Annotated in this window: 21 protein-coding genes; 9 read left to right on the plus strand and 12 right to left on the minus strand. The window is 63.6% G+C overall.

The window, feature by feature from the left end; translation table 11 throughout:
• Positions 1 to 112: 112 nt before the first annotated feature.
• The 7 genes from MAFF_RS14270 to MAFF_RS14300 all read right to left on the minus strand — a co-directional run bounded on the left by MAFF_RS14270 (position 113) and on the right by MAFF_RS14300 (position 7,414).
• Positions 113 to 553, minus strand: coding sequence for a hypothetical protein (locus MAFF_RS14270; protein WP_010911629.1), 441 nt, complete (start codon positions 551 to 553; stop codon positions 113 to 115).
• Positions 550 to 1,638, minus strand: a complete 1,089-nt coding sequence (locus tag MAFF_RS14275; RefSeq protein WP_010911630.1) for an ABC transporter ATP-binding protein — start codon at positions 1,636 to 1,638, stop codon at positions 550 to 552. The genes MAFF_RS14270 and MAFF_RS14275 overlap by 4 nt, the downstream gene beginning before the upstream one ends.
• A 1-nt stretch (position 1,639) precedes the next feature.
• A complete protein-coding gene (locus MAFF_RS14280) occupies positions 1,640 to 2,578 on the minus strand; it encodes a carbohydrate ABC transporter permease (RefSeq protein WP_010911631.1) in 939 nt (312 codons plus the stop codon).
• Positions 2,579 to 2,581: 3 nt separating this feature from the next.
• Entirely contained in the window at positions 2,582 to 3,643 is a 1,062-nt protein-coding gene (locus MAFF_RS14285) for a carbohydrate ABC transporter permease (RefSeq protein ID WP_010911632.1), read from the minus strand.
• Positions 3,644 to 3,722: 79 nt separating this feature from the next.
• Entirely contained in the window at positions 3,723 to 5,156 is a 1,434-nt protein-coding gene (locus MAFF_RS14290) for an extracellular solute-binding protein (RefSeq protein ID WP_010911633.1), read from the minus strand.
• A gap of 46 nt (positions 5,157 to 5,202) precedes the next feature.
• Positions 5,203 to 6,315, minus strand: a complete 1,113-nt coding sequence (locus MAFF_RS14295) for an ABC transporter ATP-binding protein (protein ID WP_010911634.1) — start codon at positions 6,313 to 6,315, stop codon at positions 5,203 to 5,205.
• A gap of 439 nt (positions 6,316 to 6,754) precedes the next feature.
• A complete protein-coding gene (locus tag MAFF_RS14300) occupies positions 6,755 to 7,414 on the minus strand; it encodes a TetR/AcrR family transcriptional regulator (RefSeq protein ID WP_010911635.1) in 660 nt (219 codons plus the stop codon).
• A gap of 106 nt (positions 7,415 to 7,520) precedes the next feature.
• Here MAFF_RS14300 and MAFF_RS14305 point away from each other — a divergent pair, with 106 nt between their 5' ends.
• From MAFF_RS14305 to MAFF_RS14315, 3 genes are read left to right on the plus strand one after another with little or no spacing between them, the layout of a single operon-like run.
• Positions 7,521 to 8,714: a Tm-1-like ATP-binding domain-containing protein gene (locus tag MAFF_RS14305; protein WP_010911636.1), complete on the plus strand. Its 1,194-nt coding sequence runs from the start codon at positions 7,521 to 7,523 to the stop codon at positions 8,712 to 8,714.
• 11 nt (positions 8,715 to 8,725) lie between these two features.
• Positions 8,726 to 9,586, plus strand: coding sequence for a phosphoenolpyruvate hydrolase family protein (locus MAFF_RS14310; RefSeq protein ID WP_044548338.1), 861 nt, complete (start codon positions 8,726 to 8,728; stop codon positions 9,584 to 9,586).
• 4 nt (positions 9,587 to 9,590) lie between these two features.
• Positions 9,591 to 10,010, plus strand: coding sequence for a cupin domain-containing protein (locus MAFF_RS14315; RefSeq protein WP_010911638.1), 420 nt, complete (start codon positions 9,591 to 9,593; stop codon positions 10,008 to 10,010).
• 2 nt (positions 10,011 to 10,012) lie between these two features.
• On the opposite strand, the gene MAFF_RS39110 is transcribed toward MAFF_RS14315, so the two are convergent.
• Together MAFF_RS39110 and MAFF_RS14325 are read right to left on the minus strand one after the other, a co-directional pair.
• Positions 10,013 to 10,693 carry a DUF4304 domain-containing protein gene (locus MAFF_RS39110; RefSeq protein WP_010911639.1) on the minus strand — a complete coding sequence of 227 codons (681 nt, stop codon included), beginning with the start codon at positions 10,691 to 10,693 and terminating at the stop codon, positions 10,013 to 10,015.
• A 35-nt stretch (positions 10,694 to 10,728) separates the two neighbouring features.
• The gene (locus tag MAFF_RS14325) at positions 10,729 to 11,916 is read right to left on the minus strand and encodes a M24 family metallopeptidase (protein WP_010911640.1); all 1,188 of its coding nucleotides are present in this window, start codon (positions 11,914 to 11,916) and stop codon (positions 10,729 to 10,731) included.
• A 369-nt stretch (positions 11,917 to 12,285) separates the two neighbouring features.
• On the opposite strand from MAFF_RS14325, the gene MAFF_RS14330 reads away from it, so the two are divergent.
• From MAFF_RS14330 to MAFF_RS14355, 6 genes are all read left to right on the plus strand, one after another.
• A complete protein-coding gene (locus MAFF_RS14330; RefSeq protein WP_010911641.1) occupies positions 12,286 to 13,896 on the plus strand; it encodes an ABC transporter substrate-binding protein in 1,611 nt (536 codons plus the stop codon).
• Positions 13,897 to 14,162: 266 nt separating this feature from the next.
• On the plus strand, positions 14,163 to 15,149 hold the full coding sequence (locus MAFF_RS14335; RefSeq protein WP_010911642.1) for an ABC transporter permease: 987 nt from the start codon (positions 14,163 to 14,165) through the stop codon (positions 15,147 to 15,149).
• Entirely contained in the window at positions 15,146 to 15,976 is an 831-nt protein-coding gene (locus MAFF_RS14340) for an ABC transporter permease (protein ID WP_010911643.1), read from the plus strand. Before MAFF_RS14335 ends, MAFF_RS14340 begins: the two co-directional genes overlap by 4 nt.
• Positions 15,973 to 16,839, plus strand: coding sequence for an ABC transporter ATP-binding protein (locus tag MAFF_RS14345; protein ID WP_010911644.1), 867 nt, complete (start codon positions 15,973 to 15,975; stop codon positions 16,837 to 16,839). Before MAFF_RS14340 ends, MAFF_RS14345 begins: the two co-directional genes overlap by 4 nt.
• Positions 16,836 to 17,621 (plus strand): ABC transporter ATP-binding protein, encoded by a 786-nt coding sequence (locus tag MAFF_RS14350; protein WP_010911645.1) that lies wholly within the window; start codon positions 16,836 to 16,838, stop codon positions 17,619 to 17,621. The genes MAFF_RS14345 and MAFF_RS14350 overlap by 4 nt, the downstream gene beginning before the upstream one ends.
• The gene (locus MAFF_RS14355) at positions 17,618 to 18,124 is read left to right on the plus strand and encodes an L-2-amino-thiazoline-4-carboxylic acid hydrolase (protein WP_010911646.1); all 507 of its coding nucleotides are present in this window, start codon (positions 17,618 to 17,620) and stop codon (positions 18,122 to 18,124) included. Before MAFF_RS14350 ends, MAFF_RS14355 begins: the two co-directional genes overlap by 4 nt.
• A 12-nt stretch (positions 18,125 to 18,136) precedes the next feature.
• Here MAFF_RS14355 and MAFF_RS14360 read toward each other — a convergent pair whose 3' ends face one another.
• The 3 genes from MAFF_RS14360 to MAFF_RS14370 form a co-directional block, all read right to left on the minus strand.
• Complete coding sequence (locus MAFF_RS14360; protein WP_010911647.1) at positions 18,137 to 18,892, minus strand: ATP-binding cassette domain-containing protein; 756 nt, start codon at positions 18,890 to 18,892, stop codon at positions 18,137 to 18,139.
• On the minus strand, positions 18,885 to 19,946 hold the full coding sequence (locus tag MAFF_RS14365) for an ABC transporter permease subunit (RefSeq protein ID WP_010911648.1): 1,062 nt from the start codon (positions 19,944 to 19,946) through the stop codon (positions 18,885 to 18,887). The genes MAFF_RS14360 and MAFF_RS14365 overlap by 8 nt, the downstream gene beginning before the upstream one ends.
• Positions 19,947 to 20,038: 92 nt before the next feature.
• Complete coding sequence (locus tag MAFF_RS14370; RefSeq protein ID WP_010911649.1) at positions 20,039 to 21,016, minus strand: ABC transporter substrate-binding protein; 978 nt, start codon at positions 21,014 to 21,016, stop codon at positions 20,039 to 20,041.
• Positions 21,017 to 21,255 lie beyond the last annotated feature (239 nt).

The following is a 21,255-nucleotide window of genomic DNA, read 5'->3' on the forward strand; positions in this document are numbered from 1 at the left end:
TCGGGTCCTCCGGTCAAGCCGGAGGATGACGGCGTGAGAGTTGAGAGGGCGACGCACACCGACCGGCGCGGACCGGCGCGAGCGCGACCTGCCGGCTCGCGTCAGCTGCTGATCATCGCGCTGTCTTGTTGAGAGCGGTGACGACCAGCGCGAGAATCGCCGCCGCGGCGGCGATTTCCCACACGAAAGCCTGCTTGTAGAAAGGCGGCGTGGCGAGCTGCGCCTTGCCGGCGAGAGTGTTGGGGTCCGGTGGATTGAGGAAGAAGACGCCGTAGAGATGCGCCGCCGTGATCGAAACCAGCAGCACAATGCAGAAGACCAGCGCCACGACCAGCGCTACGGTCACCACACTGCGCACCTTGACGCCCGGCTGGGCCAACGGCAGCAGGTTGTTGATGAGCCCGGCAAGCACCACGAGACCGCTGCCGACCGCGTACAGGCCGATGGAAAAGGGTTGGAAGATCAGCACCAGCGCCATGACGCCGAGGCCAATGATGAAGACCTCGAGGCAGTACGCGCCGGCCCGGCTCATGCCGGAAGAACTGTCGCTCATGACCGCACTGCCTTTCCGGCCCCATCGAAGACATGGGTTTGCCTGGGATCGGGGCGTAGATTCAGCGCCTCGCCGACCTTGACCCGCTGGCTTCTCGTCACCACGACGCGGATGTCGGCGCCTGCCGCCGTGCGGGCATGAATAAGGGTTTCGGCGCCCATGGGCTCGATGAGCTCGGCCCGGGCGGAGATGGTGCCACGGTCCCCCGTATCGGTCGCGGTGAAGGCGCGGGGGCGGACACCGATCGTCACCTTGCCGGGCTGCAGGCGCGCGACCGCCGCGTCCGTGCGGATCGCCAGATTAATGCCGGCCACGGCCATCTCCGCCGTGCCATCGGCGAAGGTCTTGAGGTCGGCCTCGAGAAGATTCATCTGCGGCGTGCCGATGAAGCTCGCCACGAAAGCATTGGCGGGCTTGGCAAAAACCTCGTGCGGTGAGCCGATTTGCTCGATCAGGCCGTCCTTCATGATGGCGATGCGGTCGGCCATGGTGAGCGCTTCGAGCTGGTCATGGGTCACGATCACGGTCGCTTTGGAGAGGCCCTGCAGCACTTCCTTGATCTGGCCACGCATGCTCTGGCGCAGTTCGACATCGAGACGCGACAAGGGCTCGTCGAAGAGGAAGCAATTGGGGTCGCGGACGATGGCGCGGGCCATGGCGGCCCGCTGCTTTTCGCCCTCGGATATCTGGTTCGGCAGCCGGTCGAGAACGTGCTCCAAGTGGAGGATCGCGGCGACGCGGTTGACGCGGGCAGTCCGCTCAGCCCTGGAAATGCCGTCATGATAGAGCGGGAAGGCGATGTTCTCGCCGACCGATGCCGACGGGTAGAGCGCGTAGAACTGGAACACCATGGCGATGTCGCGCTTTTCGGGCGGCAGGTTGTTCATCACCTTGCCGGCGATGACGACCTCGCCGTCAGTGACGCTTTCCAACCCGGCGATGACGCGCAGGGTCGTCGTCTTGCCACATCCGGACGGGCCGAGAAGGCAGACGACCTCACCGGCGGCCACCGACAGGTCAACGTCCTTGACCGCGGTGAAGGAGCCGAAACGCTTGGTGACTTTGCGGAGTTCGATGGTTGACATCTTAGCGCTTCACGGTGCCGAAGGTAACGCCGCGCAACAGATGGTTTTGCAAGAAGAACGTGACCAGGAAGACTGGGACGAGGAACAGGGTTTCGATGGCGGCAAGCAAAGTCCAGTCGGTGCCGCGTCCACCCGACGACACGGCCTGGTTCATGGCGACCGGGACCGTTCTCGTGTCGGGCCCCGAGAGCAACAGGGCGAAGAGGAACTCGTTCCAGGTGAGGATCAGGCCGAACACGAACGTGGCGGCGAGCCCGGCAATGACCTGGGGCAGGCAAATCTTGAAGAACACCCGCATTCCGGACGATCCGTCGAGGCGGGCGGCATCCTCGACGTCTGGCGACAATTCATCGAAGAAGCTCTTCATCATCCAGATGGTGAAGGCCAGGTTGAAGGCGGTGTAGAGCATGATGATGCCGAGATACGAGCCCGACAGGCCCACTACGCGGAACATCAGGATCACCGGAATGATCACCACAATCGCCGGCAGCATGCGCGTGGTCAGGATGATGAACAGGTAGGTGTCATTGCCTTTCAGCGGATAGCGCGAGAAGCCGAAGGCCGCCAGGGTGCCGATGACCAGCGCCAGCAGCACCGACGCCGAGGCGATGAAGATCGAGTTGAAGAAATAACGGTCGAATCCTGTCGCTTCCGGGGCACCGTCCGGCGTCATCGAGCGGGAAAAGACGGACCCAAAATTTTCGAGCGTGGGCTTGAACACAAAATGGTCCGGAATCAAGCCGAACAGCGACGTGGGCGACAGCGTCGGAGGCACCAGGAGCGCGTCGCCCTGCGGTTTGAAGGCGGTGAATATGATGAACAGCACCGGCAGAAAATAGATAAAGGCGACGATGGCCACGGCGAGCGTCCGCCCCCAGCCGGCCTTGTCTACTCCGCTGGCCCTGCCGAAGCCGAGCTTTCCCAATATCGATTCGGCCACGGGTCAGGCTCCCTTCGTACGGCGGTTTGCGAGGTACAGGTAGAGGTTGGTGAGAACGATCACCATGAACAGCATCAGATAGGAGATCGCCGCGCCCTCACTCGTCTTGTTCTGCTCGTTGGCGATGCGGATCAAGTGATAGGAGATCGTCAGTGTGTCGTTGCCGCCCTTGGTGAGGAGGATGACGAGATCCGCCAGCTTGAATGCCTCGATGGTGCGGAAGAGAAGGGCCAACATCAGAAGGCCGCGGATGTAGGGGAAGGTGATCATCCAGAATTGCCGCCAGCTGGAAATACGGTCGATGGCAGCGGCCTCGTAAAGGTATTTCGGCACCGAGACGAGGCCCGCCAGCACAAGGAGCATGACGAAGGGCGACCACATCCATGCGTCGGCGAAAACGATTCCCGCCACGGCACCGACTTTGTTGCTCATCAGGATGAACTGGTTGCCGGAGATCGAATTGATGACGTAGCTGAGAATCCCGAATGTCGGGTCATAGTAGTAGGTGAAGAACACGCCAGAGGCGACAACCGAAAGCATCATCGGTGTCAGCACCAGGATCAACAAATACTTGCGCAGCGGAAATTGCTTGGCGAACAGGATGGCCAGCAGAAAGCCGACGATCATCTGCGCGGAGACGGTGAACACGACGAACATGGCGGTATTGATCAGCGCGCCCCAAGTCGCGTGAGCAGCGAGATCGTTGGTAAGGATCCGGACGTAGTTCCCGAGTCCGACGAAGCGGATCGTCTGCTGGTTTGCCTGGTAGGCGAAGAACGAAAGGCCCAGCGACCACAGCAGGGGGAAGATATTCATCACAAACAGAACGGCGATTGCCGGAGCGACCAGCAGGGCGCCGAAGTAGTGGCGGCGATACGCGTTGACGGTAAATGCGGCCGCGACCAACGCCGCCGCGGCGCCCACCACCCAGAAGGAGACAGCCGCCGGCAAGCCCGCCATTGATATGGCCGACACGACGACAGCGACAGCGATGGCGAGTTTCCAGTTGTGGGCAACAACCGCGGTAAGGCGTGGTGTCAGCAGCGTGCTTGAAACAGCGGTCATGGGAGTCCGAAATATGGAGCGCCTGGCGTGGCAATGATGGGGAGCGGCTTTGCCCGCTCCCCGCAGCTATGTCGGAAGGTTACTGGATAAGGCCAGCGTTCTTCAGGAGGTCCTCCTGGAACTTGGCGATGTTATCCAGGGTGGTCTTGGCGTCCTGCTTGCCAGTGATGGCTAGGTCGTACTGGTCCTGCTGCTGGGTGAGCAGTTCGAAGAACTGCGGCACGTGCCACATGTCCTTCTGCCAGTCGAGCGAGTTCGCCCAGGCGCGGTCCCACGGACGATAGGTCACGTATTTCGGATCGCTGTAGACCGACTTGATCGCGGACTGGCCGCCGGCGGCGGCGAACTGGTGCTGGATATCGGGCGAGAGCCACCACTTCACGAAGCCCACCGCTTCCTTGATTTGCTCAGGCGTCGTCCAGGTGGTGAGAACGAAAGGCTGTCCGCCGATCTGTGACGTACGATTCACCTTTCCGTCGGGGCCGCGCAGGCCTGGCGCCAATCCGAACACCAGCTTGTCGGCAACCTTCGACGTCTTGGGATCGAGCGAGGCTTCGCCGAGACCGATCCAGTCGATGTTCATGGCCACCTTGCCTTCACGGAACAACTGGTCCGAGACGAAGATGTCCATGGTGCCCGTCTTGACCACCGGCGGCATGTACTTCAGCAATTTGAGGAAATGCTCCATGCCCTCGATGGACTTCGGGGAGTTTACGACGCCTTCGGCATGTCCGGTCGGGGCCTTGGTTTCATCCCAGATGCCGCCGCCATGCTCCCAGACGAACGTGTGGACCGAGCTCGTCGAGAAGTCGTAGCCTTTGCCTGCCTGATAGGCGATGCCGTAGAAATCGTCATCCAGCACCTGGCCGGCGAGCTTGTCGCCCTTCTTGCGCTGGAAGAATTCGCCAACATGCTCGAACGTGTTCCAGTCCATGGCGTCGATTTCTTCGCCGGTGCAGGGCAGCTTCTCATTGTACTTCGCCTTGAAGGCGGCCTGCTCGTCGTCGTTGCAGAGCACGTCCTTGCGGCCGTAGGTGACCAGCACGTCCGGGAACTGCGGGAAGCCGTAGTAGTTCGGCGTGCTGTTGGGATAGGTCGAGTAGGCGTTGAGCACGGCGGGATGCATCGACTCCATCGCCGCCTTGAGTTCCGGGTCGGCATCGATGAGATCGTTGATCTTGCGGAAGTAGCCGCCTTCGACGAAGGCGCCCAGCCACTGCGAGTCCGACACGATGAAGTTGTACTTCTTTTCGCCCGAGGTCAACGAGGCGTTGACGCGGGTGTAGAAATCCGGCCACGGAATGAAGTCGACATCGAGCTTCACGGTATTGCCAGACTTGGGCTTGTACTGCTCGTCGAAGAACTTCTTCATAATGCGGGTCGGGGGCCAATCCGGCACCGCCATCGTCAACGTCACTTCTTCGGCAGAGGCATAGGTCACGCCTCCCACCAGTAGCGCGGCAGCGAAGCTTGCGGCTGTCGCTAGCCTTTTCACTTTGGTCATCGCCGTCATTCGCGTTTCCTCCCTTGGTTAACCGGATTGCTTCTCGCCGTTCGCGTCAGGTCATTGCCTGGCCGCTCACGGCGCGGAAGACGTGGATTTTCCTGTTATCGATGGCGATCGATGCCGAATCGCCGGTCCTGATGCTGGCGGCGATCGCTTCCGGCAGCACCATGCGCAACATCTCGCCGCCGGCCTCGACCGAGACGATCGTGATGTCGCCGAGCGGCTCGACCAGATGCACCTTCGAGGCAACCCCGGCTTCGCCCTTGGCGGCGAGCCGAATGTCGCTCGGGCGAATGCCGATCAGCGCGGCCTCGCCGGCATCGGCAGTCTTTGGCGCCGTCGCCGGAACCAGAGTCCCGAGCGGCGTGTCGAAAGACCTGGTGTCGGCGCGCACCGAGGCCGTGAACAGATTCATGTGCGGCGAGCCGATCTTGCTGGCGACATAGGTATGGATCGGCTGCTCGTAAAGCTCGTCCGGCGTGCCGATCTGGACGATGCCGCCATCGCGCATGACGGCGATCGTCTCGCCCATCGAGAGAGCCTCGAGCTCGTCGGGCGTGGCATAGATCACCGTCATCCCGAACTGGCGGTGCAGCCGCTTCAGCTCGGCGCGCGTCTCGTGCCGAAGCTTGGCGTCGAGATTGGTGAGCGGCTCATCGAGGAGAAGAATCTTTGGCCGGCGGATCAGGGAGCGGCCGAGCGCGACGCGCTGCTGCTCTCCGCCGGACAGGGTTGCCGGCTTGGCCTTCAGGCGGTGTGTCAGCTTCAGGATCTCGGCGGTCTCTTTCACCCGCTTGTCGATCTCGGCGCGCGCGGCTTTCTCCTCGCGCAGCGGATAGGCGAGATTGTCGTAGACCGTGAGGTGGGGGTAAAGCGCGAAAGACTGGAAGACCATCGAGATGCCGCGGCCGGCGATCGGCGCATGGGTCATGTCGCGGCCGCCGATCTCAAGCGTGCCGGAGTCGGCCTGGACGAGGCCGGCGATAGTGCGCAGCGTCGTCGTCTTGCCAACCGAGCTCGGCCCGAAGAGTACGAAGAAGCGGCCTTCGTCGACGGCGAAGCTCAGGTCGTTGATGGCGCGCACGGATCCATAGGCTTTGCTGAGCCCATCGAGGCGCAGCGCAATCCCCTTGCCGGCACTGGCGCGAGGCGACGTCTGCGTCACGATGCGCCACCTCGTGCGGACGGAACACGCACCATCCGTGTGATCCTCCTCGCCCTGCCGAAATGGACTGCGGCTGTCATTCCCGATCCGCCTTTTCTTTCCTAATCTGGTATTACCAATTTAAGATGCTCGTCAAGCGCTTTCTTAAAATTTGCCGTCACCAAAACAAGCTGAAAACGTCCGCTATATGTTGGTATTTCCTTCATTTTTGGCAATTCTCCACCTTCATCCCGTTCGCAAAACGCCAATCCCCAAAATCACTGAAATCGCCGACCTTCAAATCTGGTCGAACCAGATTCGCTCCGAGCTACCGCGGCGACCGCCCCGGATTGCCCTCGACGACCCCCCAATCCGGTCCGCGTCGGGAGAAGTCTCATATCCTGCATCCGCCTTCGTCCAGCCCTCCTCCATGCCCAACTCACGCCGCCACCACCCCTGGTCAGGATGGCGTCCGGAGTCGCGCCTGGCGCACCAGCGCTGAGGCCGCCCACCGGGCGACGGCCAGGGTCTTGCCGCTGTCCAGGCCCCAGATGTCCTTCAGCACAATCAGCAGTTCGACGCCGAAAATCAACGACAGCGCCTGCGCCAGGCGCTCGAATTCGCGCGGCGGCAGCTCGCCCCTCAGTGGCGCAAGCGCATCCTCCAGCAGGTCCATGCGATGGCCACGGGTGAAGGGTGGCTCGCCGCCCAGCGTGCCTGCCTGCCCGCGCGCCCATTGGTCCAGCGACAATTTCAGCGCTGCCTTGAACGTTGCCTCGAAGGCCTCGATGCGCGGCATCGCGCTGTCTATCAACTCCCCCACGCGGCGTTCGGCATCGGACGAATCGGATCGCCACTCGAGTATCGGGCCTAGCCCTTCGTCGACCACCGCGTGGACCAGGGCTGTCTGGCTGGGGAAATAGCGATAGGCCGTGGCGCGCGAGACTTCCGCTGCTTCCGCGACCTCGCTGACCGAGGGCGTTGCGCCGGCCTGCATCAGCCTTGTCGCTGTCTCCAGCATCAGCCGCCTAGTACGCGCGCGAGCCCCACGCTCTACTCGCGGGTTCGGCCCTTGGCCGGCGTCGTCGCTCGCCGTGGATTGTTGACGTGAGACATCCATATCAATACGATACGCGCGTCTCAAAAATTTGCAATGACCTTCGCATCGTCGAACGGCCGGGCAATGAGCGGCAGACGCATCGCGCCTGCCTGGATTGGGGAACGCAATGAAGCGCATCTATGTGGTGGGCACCGCCGACACCAAGGGCGAGGAACTCGCCTTCCTGGCCGATGCGATCGCTGCAACGGGTGCCGCCGTTTCCCGCGTCGATGTCGGAACGCGCGACGCAACAATACCCGTCGACATCAGCGCGAACGACATTGCCGGCCACCACCCCGGCGGCCGTGACGCCGTGCTCGGCGGCAATGACCGTGGCGCCGCGGTCGCCGCCATGGGCGTTGCCTTCGCCCGCTTTGCGCAATCGCGAAACGACATCGCCGCCATGATCGGCATTGGCGGCGGCGGCGGCACCTCGATCGTCACATCGGGCATGCGCGCCCTGCCGCTCGGCCTGCCGAAAATCATGGTCTCGACGCTCGCCTCAGGCGACACGGCTCCCTATGTCGATGTCTCCGACATCATCATGATGCCGTCGGTGACCGACATGGCCGGGCTGAACCGGCTCTCCCGCGTCGTGTTGCACAACGCCGCCCAGGCGATAGCAGGCATGGCGGCAAGGCCGGCGCCGCCGCCCGACGGCAAACCGTCGATCGGCCTCACCATGTTCGGCGTCACCACGCCTTGCGTGACCACTATCGCCGACGCGCTTCGCTCGACCTATGACTGCATGGTCTTCCACGCCACCGGCACCGGCGGCCGCAGCATGGAGAAGCTGGCCGACAGCGGCCTGCTGTCCGGCGTCATCGACATCACCACGACCGAAGTCTGCGACCTCCTGCTTGGCGGCGTGCTGCCGGCGACGGAGGACCGTTTCGGCGCGATCGCCCGCACCGGCCTGCCCTATGTCGGCTCGGTCGGCGCGCTCGACATGGTCAACTTCTGGGCGCCTTCCACCGTTCCGGAACGCTATCGCGGACGGCTATTCTACGAGCACAATCCCAACGTCACGCTGATGCGCACAAGCGCGGACGAATGCCGCGCGATCGGCGAGTGGATCGGCACCAGGCTCGCCCTCTGCGATGGGCCGGTGCATTTCCTGATCCCGGAAAAAGGCGTCTCGGCGCTCGACATCGAGGGCGGCACCTTCTTCGATCGAGAGGCCGACGCCGTCCTGTTCGAAGCCATCGAGCGCACGATCAAGCCGAATGCCAATCGTCGCGTCACGCGCTTGCCGCTGCACATCAACGACCCCGAATTCGCCAAGGCTGTCGCGGCTTTTCTCGACATCGCCAGACACTGAGGTCCAAAAATATGCCTGCAATACCGCGCAAGGACATACTGAAGAAATTCCGGGGAATGATCGACAAGGGCGTGCCGATCGTCGGCGGCGGCGCCGGCACCGGCCTGTCGGCCAAGGCCGAGGAGGCCGGCGGCATCGACCTGATCATCATCTACAATTCCGGCCGCTACCGCATGGCTGGGCGCGGCTCGGCCGCCGGTCTGCTCGCCTATGGCAATGCCAATGAGATCGTCAAGGAAATGGCCTATGAGGTGCTGCCGGTGGTCAGGCACACGCCGGTGCTGGCCGGCGTCAACGGCACCGACCCCTTCGTCATCATGCCGCTGCTGCTTGCTGAACTGAAGACAATGGGCTTTTCCGGCGTGCAGAATTTTCCGACCATCGGCCTGTTCGACGGCAGCATGCGGCAAAGTTTCGAGGAAACCGGCATGGGCTTCGGGCTCGAGGTCGACATGATCGCCGAGGCGCACAAGCTCGACCTCTTGACCACGCCCTATGTCTTCAATCCAAACGAGGCGCGCGCCATGACCAAAGCCGGCGCCGACATCGTGGTCGCCCATATGGGTGTGACGACCGGCGGCTCGATCGGCGCCACCTCGGCCAAATCGCTCGACGATTGCGTGACCGCGATCGACGCCATCGCTGATGCCGCCCGCTCGGTGCGCAAGGACGTCATCTTGCTTTGCCATGGCGGGCCGATCTCGATGCCGGACGACGCCCGTTACATTCTCGACCGCTGCAAGGGCCTGCATGGCTTCTATGGCGCGAGCTCGATGGAGCGGCTGCCGGCAGAAACGGCGATCGCCAGGCAGACAGCCGATTTCAAGGCCGTCAAACTGGGCGAAGCGACCATGAAGAAAAAGAAGGGATGAGACGATGACCGACAAGAGCAAGGTGTTTGTCTACCCGAAGGACGTCAGCGCCTTCGGCTTCGACTGGGGCAGGCTGGCTCTGACAGTCGCTCCGGAAGTGAATGGCGCCACCCGCTTTTCCGGCGGTGTCGTCGACCTGCCGTCGGGCCAGGGCCACTCCCGCCATAACCATCCGGGCGCCGAGGAAATCATCTTCGTCATCTCCGGCCATGGCGAGCAGATGGTCGAGGACGAGAAGGGCAATCCGGTGGTCGCGAAAGTCGGCCCCGGCTGCACCATCTATGTGCCGGAGAGCCGTTTTCATTCGACGCTGAATACGGGCGACGGGCCGATGCGGCTTTTCGTTGTCTACTCCCCCGCCGGCCCGGAATTGGCTCTGCGCGACCTGCCGGATTTCCGGTTGCTGCCGGCGGGGCAGGACTAACGTCAGAGGCTGAGGCCGATCTTCATCGTACGAGCGACCCTTGCTAGGTTGTTGGCATCGCTCCCCGCAGCGAGCCTATCCCGCAGAGTGGGGACGTCGCGCTCAGATCGGAAGACATCCGGTGAAGGTAAGCGCGCGACCCAATAAGACATACAGTTTTCCGCTGCCTCCGGACCAAGCTGCCAGAATACAAATCGAACAGCATTTTGTGGGAACATGAAACCTGGAACTTCAGAATGCGCGAGCTCTTCAGCCAGTTCGCGTGGAGCACCAAAACGCTCAAAGAACGGCAGGACAGTCGTCTGAACGTTGGCAACGATGTTCGCGATTTCAGCCTGACGAGTAAGCGGGTTTGCGATGTTCCATGTCCGCCAGTGATACGGGGTTCGCAAATTTCCGAGGTGTCCTCCGGCTATCCAATCGCTGCCATTGGCCGGCCAGCCGTTGCGTTCATCCCATTCCCTTATTGCCTTGTTGTAGACCGACGCATGCACGACGAGTTCGACATACTCTCCGCTGACATTCAGATAGTTTGACTGAAAGGAGATTCTGAATGTCCAGTCGCCGGCGCGGCGACTTGCATGAGGACCGCTTTTTGCAAAGCGAAATCCAACAGATTCAAGCCGAGAAGAAATCTCGCAACATGCGTCGAGAAAGATTTGCCTTGGCGGTTCCTGATCCATCTTGGTGAATGCTCAGGCGATCAAACCAGCGTCTATTACGCCCCGCCCCTGTTCCACCCCCGACCCCGATCTCCAAACATCACGTAGCCAGTCTCGGTCACCGCAACCGTGTCCTCCAGCTTGATGAAGCCGCGCGTCGGATGAAGCATGGTCGTCTCGACCGACAGCACCATGTTCTTCTCCAGCGGCTTGGCGGCATAGGTACCTTCATAGGCCACCGGGTGGTTCGTCATCAGGAACGGCGCCTCATGCGTGATCAGGCCCATGCCGTGCGCGAAGAAATCCGTATAGGGCGCGACCTTGGATTTCTTCAGCACACCCTCGGCGTGCGAAATCATGTCTCCACCCAGCGTGCCGGCTTTCACCTTGGAGAACGCCGCCTGCTGCACGGTTTCGACTTCGGCCAGCAGGTCCTCGAGTTCGGCATCCGGTTCGCCGAGAATGCCCATGCGGCAGAGGTCGCCGATATAGCCGTGATAATTGCCGCCGGAATCGATCGACAGCACCTCGCCCTTCTTCCACGCTTGCGGCGAGGCGGCGCGGTTGTGGCTGGAGCCCAGCGTCAGCAGGCAGTATTCGAAATGCGCGCCGCGATTGGTCTCCTCGCGCCGCAGCTGCTCGATCATCTCGGCCTTGGTCGTGCCTTCGCGCGCCCAGGCAATGGTTGCCAGCATGGAATCGGTGATCAGTTCGGAGGCGGTGCGCAGCTTCTCCAACTCCGCATTGGTCTTGATGGCGCGCATGCGCTCCAGCATGTCGGTCGCGTCGATCAGCTTGGCATCCGGCAACGCCTTGCGGATCAGCGTGTAGGCGTCCGACGGCAGGAAGCCGGGCTCGATGCCGATGCGCGCACTCGCTCTGCCGAACTTTTGCAGATGTTCGACGGCCAGGTTGGCGGCATCGAGCGTGCCCCAGCAGGCGGCATGCAGTGTCGGCGTCCAGAACGGGTTGTTCTGGTGCTCGCCGCCTTCCATGCGGTTACCGATATAGGCCGCGTGTTCCGGTCCGCCTTTTTCGTAGACGACGATGGGCAGGTAACGGCTGTGGCCGATCGCATCCATGGCGGCGAAGAAGATGAATTTGTAGCCACCCAGCAGATACTGCGTGTTGTGCTTGGAAGTCGCGAGCAGCACATCGATGCCGGCCTCCTCCATCAGCCGGTCGACCCTTGCCTGGTCGAACGGGATTTTGCTGACGGCATTCTTGCCCGGCGCAATGTTCATCTTCTCTCTCCCTGAATTTGCCCGGGATCGATGCTGTTTGCGCTTCCAATCCCTTGGCTATGGATCAAATCTGCACCATTTTGCCCGCTCTGGTCTAGCCAGAAATGTGCCAACAGCGCGGCCGGGCGGTCACCAACTCGTCATCCGTCGCATATCCGCCAAATCTGGTCCTACCAGATAGATGGAATTGAACCCGTTCTCTTGAACTGGTCCAGCGGACGAAAATTTCAAAGCCAAGCCAGGATGCGCCAATTCCGTCTCTGGCGAAACCCTCGGCAAGGCTCATAATCGCCGCCGCAAGGATGCCGATGCCGGCATCCGAGGGGTGTTGTCGCGCCGATCGGGTCGCGCAGAGGACGGAGTTCGATCATGTCAGGTTTCACGATTTCCAGACGCAAGATGCTTGCCGGCTCGGCGATGCTGCTGGCCTCCACGGCCATGCCGACATTGGGCTGGGCGCAGACGCCGAAGAAGGGTGGACGGCTGGTGCTCGCCGCCGATTCCGAACCGCGCAACCTCAACCCGGCAATCGTCGCCTCCAACGGCGTCTTCTTCATCTCCAGCAAGATCGTCGAGACGCTGGCCGAAGCCTCCTTCGATGGCAAGGATGGGCTCGCGCCGCGCCTGGCGCTGAGTTGGGAAGGTGCCGCCGACGGGTTGTCGACGACGTTCAAGCTGCGCGACGGGGTCAAATGGCATGATGGCAAGCCGTTCACCTCGGCCGACGTCGCCTTCTCGGCGCTGCAGATCTGGAAGCCGCTGCAAAATCTCGGCCGCACCGTGTTCAAGGATCTGGCAAGCGTCGAGACGCCTGACGATCTCACCGCCGTGTTCAAATTCGCCAAGCCGACGCCGTTCCAGCTGATCCGCAATGCGCTGCCAGCGCTGAGCAGCGTCGTGCCGAAGCACATCTACGAGGTCGGCAAGATCGAGGACAACCCGGCCAACACCGCGCCGATCGGCACCGGCCCGTTCAAGTTCGGCGAGTACAAGGCCGGCCAGTATTACCGGTTGACGAAGAATGCCGACTACTGGGGTAAGGACGAGCCCTATCTCGACGAGATCATCTACCAGGTGCTGCCCGACCGCACGTCCGCGGCCAGCGCGCTGGAAGCCGAGGAGATCCAGCTTGCCGCCTTCTCCGCCGTGCCGCTGGCCGACCTCGACCGCATCTCCAAGGTGCCCGGCCTGAAGGTGATCACCAAGGGTTATGAGGGGCTGACCTACCAGCTCGTCGTCGAGATCAACCATCGCCGTAAGGAACTGGCCGATTTGAAAGTGCGCCAGGCGATCGCGCATGCCATCGACAAGGACTTTGTCGTCAAGACGGTATTCCTCGGCTATGCCGCGACCGCCACCGGCCCAGTGCCGAAGAACGATCCGCAATTCTACACAGCCGATGTCCCGACCTATGCCTTCGACGTCGCCAAGGCCAACGCGCTGCTCGACGAGGCCGGCCACAAGAAGGGTGCTGACGGCAAGCGCTTTTCGCTCAAACTTTTGCCGGCGCCCTATTTCAACGAGACCAAGCAGTTCGGCGACTATCTGCGCCAGGCGCTCGCCGCCATCGGCATCGACGCGCAGCTGGTCAACAACGACTCCGCCGCGCACATCAAGGCCATCTACACCGACCACGCCTTCGACCTCGCCGTCGGCCCGCCGGTGTTCCGTGGCGACCCGGCGATCTCGACCACCATCCTGGTGCAGAGCGGCATTCCCGACGGTGTGCCGTTCTCCAACCAGGGCGGCTACAAGAACGACGCTCTCGACGCGCTGATCGCCAAGGCGTCCGAGACGCTCGACACATCGGCCCGCACCGACCTCTACAAGGAGTTCCAGAAGGAGGTGGCGGCCGACCTGCCGCTGATCAACGTCGCCGAATGGAGTTTCATCAGCGTCGCGCGCGATACGGTGGGCAATATCGCCAACAATCCACGCTGGGCGGTGTCGAACTGGGCGGACACGTATCTGGCCAGCTAGTGTACTCCCAAGGCTTGCGCATCGTGTAGTCGGGTGCTCAGCTTCCACGGTGAGAGTTCCTTCGCGCCCTCCTCTGTCCTGCCGGACATCTCCCCCACAAGGGGGGAGATCGGCAGTTCTTGCGCCTCGCTCAATCCTGCAGCGTTGGAAATTGGCGAAGGCAGCAACAACGGCTGATCTCCCCCCAAGTGGGGGAGATGTCCGGCAGGACAGAGGGGGCGCCGTAGAACTCGGCGCTTGTGGCTTAGCCCTAGTGCGGTTTCGCCATGACCCGCGCCCTCATCCTTCTCCGCCGCCGTCTCGTCGGCAGCGTCTTCGTGCTGCTGATCGTTGTCATCGGCACGTTCTTGCTGCTCGAAGCCGCCCCCGGCGATGCCGTTGACGCCTATATCGTCTCGACCGGCGGCGACGCCGGCATGATCGAATTGCTGCGCCATCGCTGGGGCCTCGACCAATCGGAACTGACGCGGCTTGCCAATTATCTCTGGGCGCTGCTGCATCTCGATCTCGGCCAGTCGGTGACCTTCTCCAGGCCGATCCGCGACGTGATTCTCGAACGGTTGCCCAACACACTGCTGCTGATGGTCAGCGCCACCGCGCTGTCTTTCGGTCTGGGTTCCGCCCTCGGCATCTATGCCGGCGCCAGGCCCGGCAGCGCCCGCGACCGCTTCCTGTCGATCGGCTCGTTGGCGCTCTATGCCGTGCCGGGTTTCTGGCTCGGCCTGGTGCTGATCGTCGTCTTTGCCGTCGACTTGCGCTGGCTGCCGATCGGCGGCATCGAGACGCTCGCCTCGGACAAGACCGGCCTCGACCGCGTCGCCGACATCGCCATCCATCTCATCCTGCCGGTGGCCGCACTCGGCTTCATCTACCTCGCGCTCTATCTGCGCATGATGCGCGCCGGCATGGCCGAGGCCTGGCGGCAGGATTTTGTCCTCGCCGCCCGCGCCAGGGGGCTGTCGCGCCGCCGCGTCGTGCTCGCCCACGTCGCCCGCAATGCGCTGCTGCCGCTCATCACCATGCTCGGCCTGCAGTCGGCGCAGATGCTTGGCGGCAGCGTCGTCATCGAGAGCGTCTTTTCCGTGCCGGGTCTCGGCCGGCTGGCACAGGAAGCGGTGGCTTCGCGCGACACGCCTCTGCTGCTCGGCATCATCCTCACCAGCGCCGTCCTGGTCGTCGTCATCAACCTGCTGGTCGACATCGCCTATGCCTTCCTCGATCCGCGCGTCGGTACCGGCGAGGCTGGCGCATGAGCCCGATCCACCGTTTCCTGCGCACCCCCGAGGCGGTCGCCGGCGCCATCCTGCTGGCAGCACTGATTGCGATGGCGCTCATTGCGCCGCTGCTGTTTCCCGGTGACCCGCAAGCCATCGCCGGCCCGGCGCTGCTGCCGCCGTTCCAGGACTGGTCACTGCCGCTCGGCACCGATCGGCTCGGCCGCGACGTGCTGGCCGAACTCTTTCACGGCGCCCGCACCTCGCTCGCTGTCGGCCTTGCTGCTGCTGCGGCGGCACTTGCCATCGGCTCGGTGGTCGGCACGCTTGGCGGCTTTGCCGGCGGCCTCGTCGACGAGGTGCTGATGCGCATCACCGATGCTTTCCAGACCGTGCCGAGCTTCCTGCTGGCACTGGCATTCGTCAGCGTCGTCGGCCCATCGCTCGGCATCGTCGTCATTGCCATCGCGCTCGGCACCTGGCCCGGCCCGGCCCGCATCGCCCGCGCCGAAGTCCTCTCCATCCGCGAACGCGACTATGTCGCCAGTGCGCGTGCCATCGGCATGCACCCGCTCGAGATCGCCTTTCGCGAGGTGTTGCCCAACGCCTTGCCGCCAGTGCTGGCAATGTCCTCGGTGATCGTCGCAGCCGCAATCCTCACCGAGGCGGCGCTATCCTTCCTCGGCCTCGGCGACCCCAACCGTGTCACCTGGGGCGGGATGATCGCCGAGGGTCGCGCCGTGCTGCGCACCGCCCCCTTCCTGTCGATCGTCCCGGGCATCGCGCTGGTTCTGACCGTGCTCGGCGTCTATCTCGCCGGCGAAGGCATTGTCGAGACGACGGCCGTCAGGAGAGGCCTGTCGTGAGCGCGCTCGCTTCGATCCGCGACCTGACGGTGACCTATCGCCGCGACGGCACCGCGGTGGCGGCGCTGAAGAACATCAACCTCGACATCGTGGCTGGCGAGCGTCTGGCCATCATCGGCGAAAGCGGCTCCGGCAAGAGTACGCTAGCGCTGGCGATTGCGGGGTTGCTGCCAGCGAGTGCCAGGGTTGAGGGGCATGTCGATTGGTTCATAAACCCATCGTCAACGTTGGGTGCCAAGGCACCCCTCGTAGAGCGCAACCCTCAAAAATCCTTCGCCAAACCGAGCCAACCTCCCCTCCTAGGCCACGACATCGGCTTCGTCTTCCAGGACCCATCCGCCAGCCTCGATCCCGTGATGGCCATCGGCAAACAGATCGCCGAAGTCGCCCGCACCCATCTCGGCCTCAACTGGCCACAGGCATACGCAAAAGCAAAAGCCTTGCTCGAACGCGTCCGCCTTCCCGACCCCGACTCGGCCCTGCACGCCTTCCCGCATCAGCTCTCCGGCGGCCAGAAGCAGCGCGTGGCGATTGCCGCGGCAATAGCTGCGGGGCCGAAACTGTTGATCGCCGACGAGGCGACCAGCGCGCTCGACACCATCGTGCAGGCAGAGATCGTCGCCTTGATCCGCCAGTTGGTGGCCGAGGACGGCATGACGCTGCTGTTCATCAGCCATGACATTGCGCTGGCGGCCGAACTCGCCGAGCGTATCGCCGTGTTTCGCCATGGCCAACTCGTCGAACTTGGCACGACGGCGCGGATTGTCGGCGCCCCGACCCAGCCCTACACACGCACGCTGCTCGACGCCCATATCGGCCTCGACGCCGCGCCATTGCTGGACCAGGCCGGGCTCCCCGCATGAGCCTGCTCGCGGTGTCCAACCTCACCAAACGCTACCATCGCGGCGGCAAAGCCGTAACCGCCGTCGACGATGTCTCTTTTCACATGGACCCCGGCGAAACACTGGCATTGGCCGGCCCCTCCGGCAGCGGCAAGTCGACGATCGCGCGGCTGGTGCTGCGCCTGATCGAGCCAGACGCCGGTCGCATCGAATTCGAAGGCGATGATTTCCTGGCCTTGAGTGGCGCTGCGCTCAGGGCACGACGCGCGCGTCTGCAAACGGTGTTCCAGGATCCTCTTGCCGCCTTCAACCCGCGCGCCACCGTGGCGCGCGTCCTCGACGATCCCTTGCGCATCCACGGTATCGCCTCCCGCGCAGAGCGGCCACGCCGCATCGCCGCCTTGCTCGAGCGTGTGGGGCTGGCGGCCGATCTCGCGCCCCGTGCCATCCATGAAATCTCCGGCGGCCAGCGGCAGCGCGTTGCCATCGCCCGCGCCATCGCCACAAAACCATCGCTGATCGTGCTCGACGAAGCGGTCTCGGCGCTCGACGTCTCGGTGCGAGGTCAGATCCTCGACCTTTTGCTCGACCTGCAAAGGCAGGAACGGATCACCTATCTCTTCATTTCCCATGATCTCGGCGTCGTGCGCGCCGTCGCCCACCGCGTCATCCTTCTCGATGCCGGACGGATCGCCGAGAACGGCGGTGCCCGTGTCGTCATCGACGCACCGCAATCGGCCATCGGCAAGGCCCTAGTGGCGGCCGCACCGAGGCTCGACAGAACCCTACAGGATCCATCATGACCGACCCCGAAGCCAGAGCCGAAAAGCTGTCGCGTGAACTCGATTCCGCCTTCCGCAACCGCGCCGATCTCTACCGCCTGTTCCTCGAGGAACTGACCGAAGAGCTGGGTTCTGACAAGGCGGAGGCGATCATGATCCGCGCCATCGAGCAGCGCGGCAAGGAAGTGGCGGCAGCCGCCTTCGCCAGCTTCGGCGCCAACGATGCGCGCGCCATCGGCGAAGCCTTCCTGGCGGTCAGCCCGGATGGCGGCCTGATGTATCCGACCGACGTCGAACGCGGCGATGACCGCATCGCCTTCAAGGTCAAGCGCTGCCCGCTGAAGGACGCCTGGGTCGAGGCCGGCGTCGGCGACGAAAAGCTCGCCACGCTCTGCCGCATCGCCGGCGCCTTCGACCGCGGCCTGTTCGAGGCGACCGGCGTGCGCTTCGACAATGTCACCTGGACGCCCGGCCACGGCTCCGGCTGCTGTCACATCGCGCTGACCAACCGCGATGCCGGCTAGGTAATTCACACCTTAGCCGCCGACCATCAGCTTGACGACCTCGTCATGGTTGGTCTCGGAAATCTTGCGCTCGCCGGCCTGGATGCCACGCCGCAGCACGACGATGCGGTCCGAGACGGCAAAGATGTCCTGCAGATTGTGCGAAATGAAGATCACGCCGCGTCCTTGCGCCTTGAGCTGGTGGATCAGCGAGATCACCTTGCGCTGCTCCGGCACGCCGAGGGCGGCGGTCGGCTCGTCCATTATCAGGATCTGCGCATCCCAATAGACGGCGCGGCCGATGGCGACAGCCTGGCGCTGGCCGCCGGAGAAATTGCTGACCGGAGCCTCGAGCCGGCTGACATGGAAGTCCAACCGCCCCATCGTCGCCTTGGCCGCCTCTGCCATGGCCTTGCGATCGAGCACCGGCAGGAAGCCGAACGCCTTGCGCATCGGTTCGCGGCCAAGGAAGATGTTGGCGCCGATCGACAGATTGTCGGCCAGAGCCAGATCCTGGTAGATCGTCTCGATGCCCTTCTCGCGCGCCTCCTGCGGCGTCGCGAACGTCACCGGCTGGCCCCGCAGCAGGATCTCGCCACCGGTCGGCTGGAACACGCCCGATATCGCCTTGATCAGCGTCGTCTTGCCGGCACCGTTGTCGCCGGCCAGTGCCACCACTTCGCCCGGCCGCACGGCCATGGAGAAGTCGTTGAGCGCACGCACGGCGCCGAAGTGCTTGGAGAGATTGCGGACTTCCAGCAGGGGCGCGTTGTGATTGGTGCTATTCATCCTGACGGGCTCCACTGAACCGGCGCTGCGCCTGGTCGATAAGGACGGAAATGATGATGACGACGCCGACGGCGATGAATTGCCAGAACGGCTCGACATTGACGAAGACCAGCCCGTACTGGATGACCGCGATCACCAGCGCGCCAGCGACCGTGCCGAAGATGGTGCCGGAGCCGCCGAACAGGCTGGCGCCGCCGATCACCACCGCCGCCACGCTGTCGAGCAGCAGGGGTTCGCCGGCCTGTGCGGCGCCCGCCGTGAAGCGCGCGGCATAGAGCGCGCCGCCGAGGCCGGCGCACATCGCCGACAGCACATAGAGCCGCAATATGTGGCCCCTGATGTCGATGCCGGCCCGCCGCGCCGCCTGCACATTGGCGCCGATGGCGTAGTTGTGCTGGCCGAACCGGGTCTGGCTGAGCAGGTAGTGCATGGCGATGACGAAAACCACGGTGATCAGCACCAGATAGGGCACGCCATAGAACTTGCCGTTGCCGAGCAGCGCGAACCAGGAATTCTGCACCGGCACGGTGGTGCCGCCGGCAAGCAGGAAGGCGGCACCGCGCGCAACGCCGAACATGCCGAGCGTGCCGATGAAAGGCGGCACTTTGAGCCGCGAGATCAGCAGGCCGTTGATGACGCCCGGCACGCCGGCAACGATCACCGAGGCAAGGATGCCGGCCAGCATGGCCAGCGGCAGGGGAATGGCGGCGCCCGCCATGTTGGTGGCATGCGCGGCGATGACGGCAGCCAGGCCCATGATAAAGCCGAGCGACAGATCGATGCCGCCCGAAATGATGACGAAGGTCTGGCCGGTCGCCAGCAGCAGCGGCGCCACGGCGAAGATGGCGATGGACTGCAGGTTGAACGGATTGAGCACGAAGGTCGCGCCGAAGGCGAGCCGCGACCAGACCTCGAAACAGATGAGCAGTCCGGCCAGGAACAGCCAGGCGCGCCCTTCGGCGATATGAGCGACCAGGCTTCGGGCCGGATCGCCATGATCGGCCTGAGGGGCGACGTGCTTCTCGGCAGGCTGGGCTGGTGATGTCGAGGTCATGGATACTCCGCGGCGCCTTCAAACGGGTCTCGATTGGCGAGGGACCCGGTGCGGGCTCCCCCCGGGCGGACCGGGAGGAGCCAATGCTGGACTTACTCGGAGTAGAGATACTTCGAGATGTTCGGATCGGCGATGTTCGACTTGTCCATGATCGTGAAGCCGGTGCCGATGGTGACCGGGATCGAATGGCCGGTCAGATGGGCATAGGCCGAGACGACGCCGTAGTAGCCGATCTCGGCCGGATGCTGGGCGATCGCCACGTCGACCAGGCCGGTGTTGATGTTGTCGACGATGCTGGTCGGCGCATCGAAGGCGACGACCTTGACCGTGCCCGTCTGTCCCGCCTGCTTGACGCCGTTAGCGGCACCCAGCGCCGAGAACAGATTGGCGCCGAAGACGCCGACCAGATCGGGATTGCGCGCGAACACCGCCTGCAGCTGCGAGGCCGCCTTGTTGGCGTCGTCGTCGTTGAACTGGGTCTCCAGCACGGTGATGCCCGAATGCTTGGCCATCTCCTTCTTGAAGCCCTCTTCACGCTGGTCGGTGGTCGAGATGCCGGGCTTGACGTTCGAGACGTAGACCTTGCCCTTGTCGCCGATGGCGGTGGCGAGCGCCCGCGCGGCAATCTCGCCGCCGAGCACATTGTCGGATGCGATATAGGCCAGCGGGAAATCGGCGTCGCCGGCGCCGGTCTGGTAGACGCCGCTGCCGATGAACGTGTCTACGGTGATGACCGGAATGCCGGCGTCATTGGCCTTGCGCAGCGGCTCGACCAGCTGAACCTTGTCGGTCGGCGCAATCAGGATCGCATCCGGCTTCTTGGCGATGACCGCGTCGAGCACCGGCACCTGGGTGACCGGGTTGAAGTCCGGCGCCCCCTGGAAAACCAGGTTGACGCCAAGCGCGTCGGCCGCCGCCTGGGCGCCCTTGCGCATGGTGATGTAGAAGCCGTCGGTGGTCAGGCCCGGAATCAGCGCAATGGTGTATTTCTTGTCCTGCGCTTGCGCCGGCGCAATCAGCACCGTGGCACTGACGGCGAGCGCCGCGAACGCGGCAACGATCTTCTTCATGACATCCTCCTCATTGTTGGCAGATCTGCCGTTGCAAGTGACATTGGAATGGCCGTCATCCGTTCGGATGCCGACGGCCGGGAACGCCTGTTTGCCTTTCGCGGGCAGCTCCTCCCAAGCGCCCTCCAGTCGATATGTCGGCCGGTCAGTCGCCGGCGCACCTGGCCACAGCTCCGTTCCTTAGCCTTCGCGAGGTCCGGCAAACTGTGTCCTACGCCTCGCCTTGCCGGCGGGCGTTC

This window comes from Mesorhizobium japonicum MAFF 303099, assembly GCF_000009625.1.
In the GTDB taxonomy this organism is placed as follows: Bacteria; Pseudomonadota; Alphaproteobacteria; order Rhizobiales; family Rhizobiaceae; genus Mesorhizobium; species Mesorhizobium japonicum.

Bases quoted from the DNA above. Each gene is read 5' to 3' on its own strand.
- MAFF_RS14270 (WP_010911629.1), bottom strand. From the start codon at position 553: ATGAGCGACAGTTCTTCCGGCATGAGCCGGGCCGGCGCGTACTGCCTC.
- MAFF_RS14275 (WP_010911630.1), bottom strand. From the start codon at position 1,638: ATGTCAACCATCGAACTCCGCAAAGTCACCAAGCGTTTCGGCTCCTTC.
- MAFF_RS14285 (WP_010911632.1), bottom strand. From the start codon at position 3,643: ATGACCGCTGTTTCAAGCACGCTGCTGACACCACGCCTTACCGCGGTT.
- MAFF_RS14290 (WP_010911633.1), bottom strand. From the start codon at position 5,156: ATGACGGCGATGACCAAAGTGAAAAGGCTAGCGACAGCCGCAAGCTTC.
- MAFF_RS14300 (WP_010911635.1), bottom strand. From the start codon at position 7,414: ATGGATGTCTCACGTCAACAATCCACGGCGAGCGACGACGCCGGCCAA.
- MAFF_RS14305 (WP_010911636.1), top strand. From the start codon at position 7,521: ATGAAGCGCATCTATGTGGTGGGCACCGCCGACACCAAGGGCGAGGAA.
- MAFF_RS14310 (WP_044548338.1), top strand. From the start codon at position 8,726: ATGCCTGCAATACCGCGCAAGGACATACTGAAGAAATTCCGGGGAATG.
- MAFF_RS14315 (WP_010911638.1), top strand. From the start codon at position 9,591: ATGACCGACAAGAGCAAGGTGTTTGTCTACCCGAAGGACGTCAGCGCC.
- MAFF_RS39110 (WP_010911639.1), bottom strand. From the start codon at position 10,693: ATGGATCAGGAACCGCCAAGGCAAATCTTTCTCGACGCATGTTGCGAG.
- MAFF_RS14325 (WP_010911640.1), bottom strand. From the start codon at position 11,916: ATGAACATTGCGCCGGGCAAGAATGCCGTCAGCAAAATCCCGTTCGAC.
- MAFF_RS14330 (WP_010911641.1), top strand. From the start codon at position 12,286: ATGTCAGGTTTCACGATTTCCAGACGCAAGATGCTTGCCGGCTCGGCG.
- MAFF_RS14335 (WP_010911642.1), top strand. From the start codon at position 14,163: ATGACCCGCGCCCTCATCCTTCTCCGCCGCCGTCTCGTCGGCAGCGTC.
- MAFF_RS14340 (WP_010911643.1), top strand. From the start codon at position 15,146: ATGAGCCCGATCCACCGTTTCCTGCGCACCCCCGAGGCGGTCGCCGGC.
- MAFF_RS14350 (WP_010911645.1), top strand. From the start codon at position 16,836: ATGAGCCTGCTCGCGGTGTCCAACCTCACCAAACGCTACCATCGCGGC.
- MAFF_RS14355 (WP_010911646.1), top strand. From the start codon at position 17,618: ATGACCGACCCCGAAGCCAGAGCCGAAAAGCTGTCGCGTGAACTCGAT.
- MAFF_RS14360 (WP_010911647.1), bottom strand. From the start codon at position 18,892: ATGAATAGCACCAATCACAACGCGCCCCTGCTGGAAGTCCGCAATCTC.
- MAFF_RS14365 (WP_010911648.1), bottom strand. From the start codon at position 19,946: ATGACCTCGACATCACCAGCCCAGCCTGCCGAGAAGCACGTCGCCCCT.
- MAFF_RS14370 (WP_010911649.1), bottom strand. From the start codon at position 21,016: ATGAAGAAGATCGTTGCCGCGTTCGCGGCGCTCGCCGTCAGTGCCACG.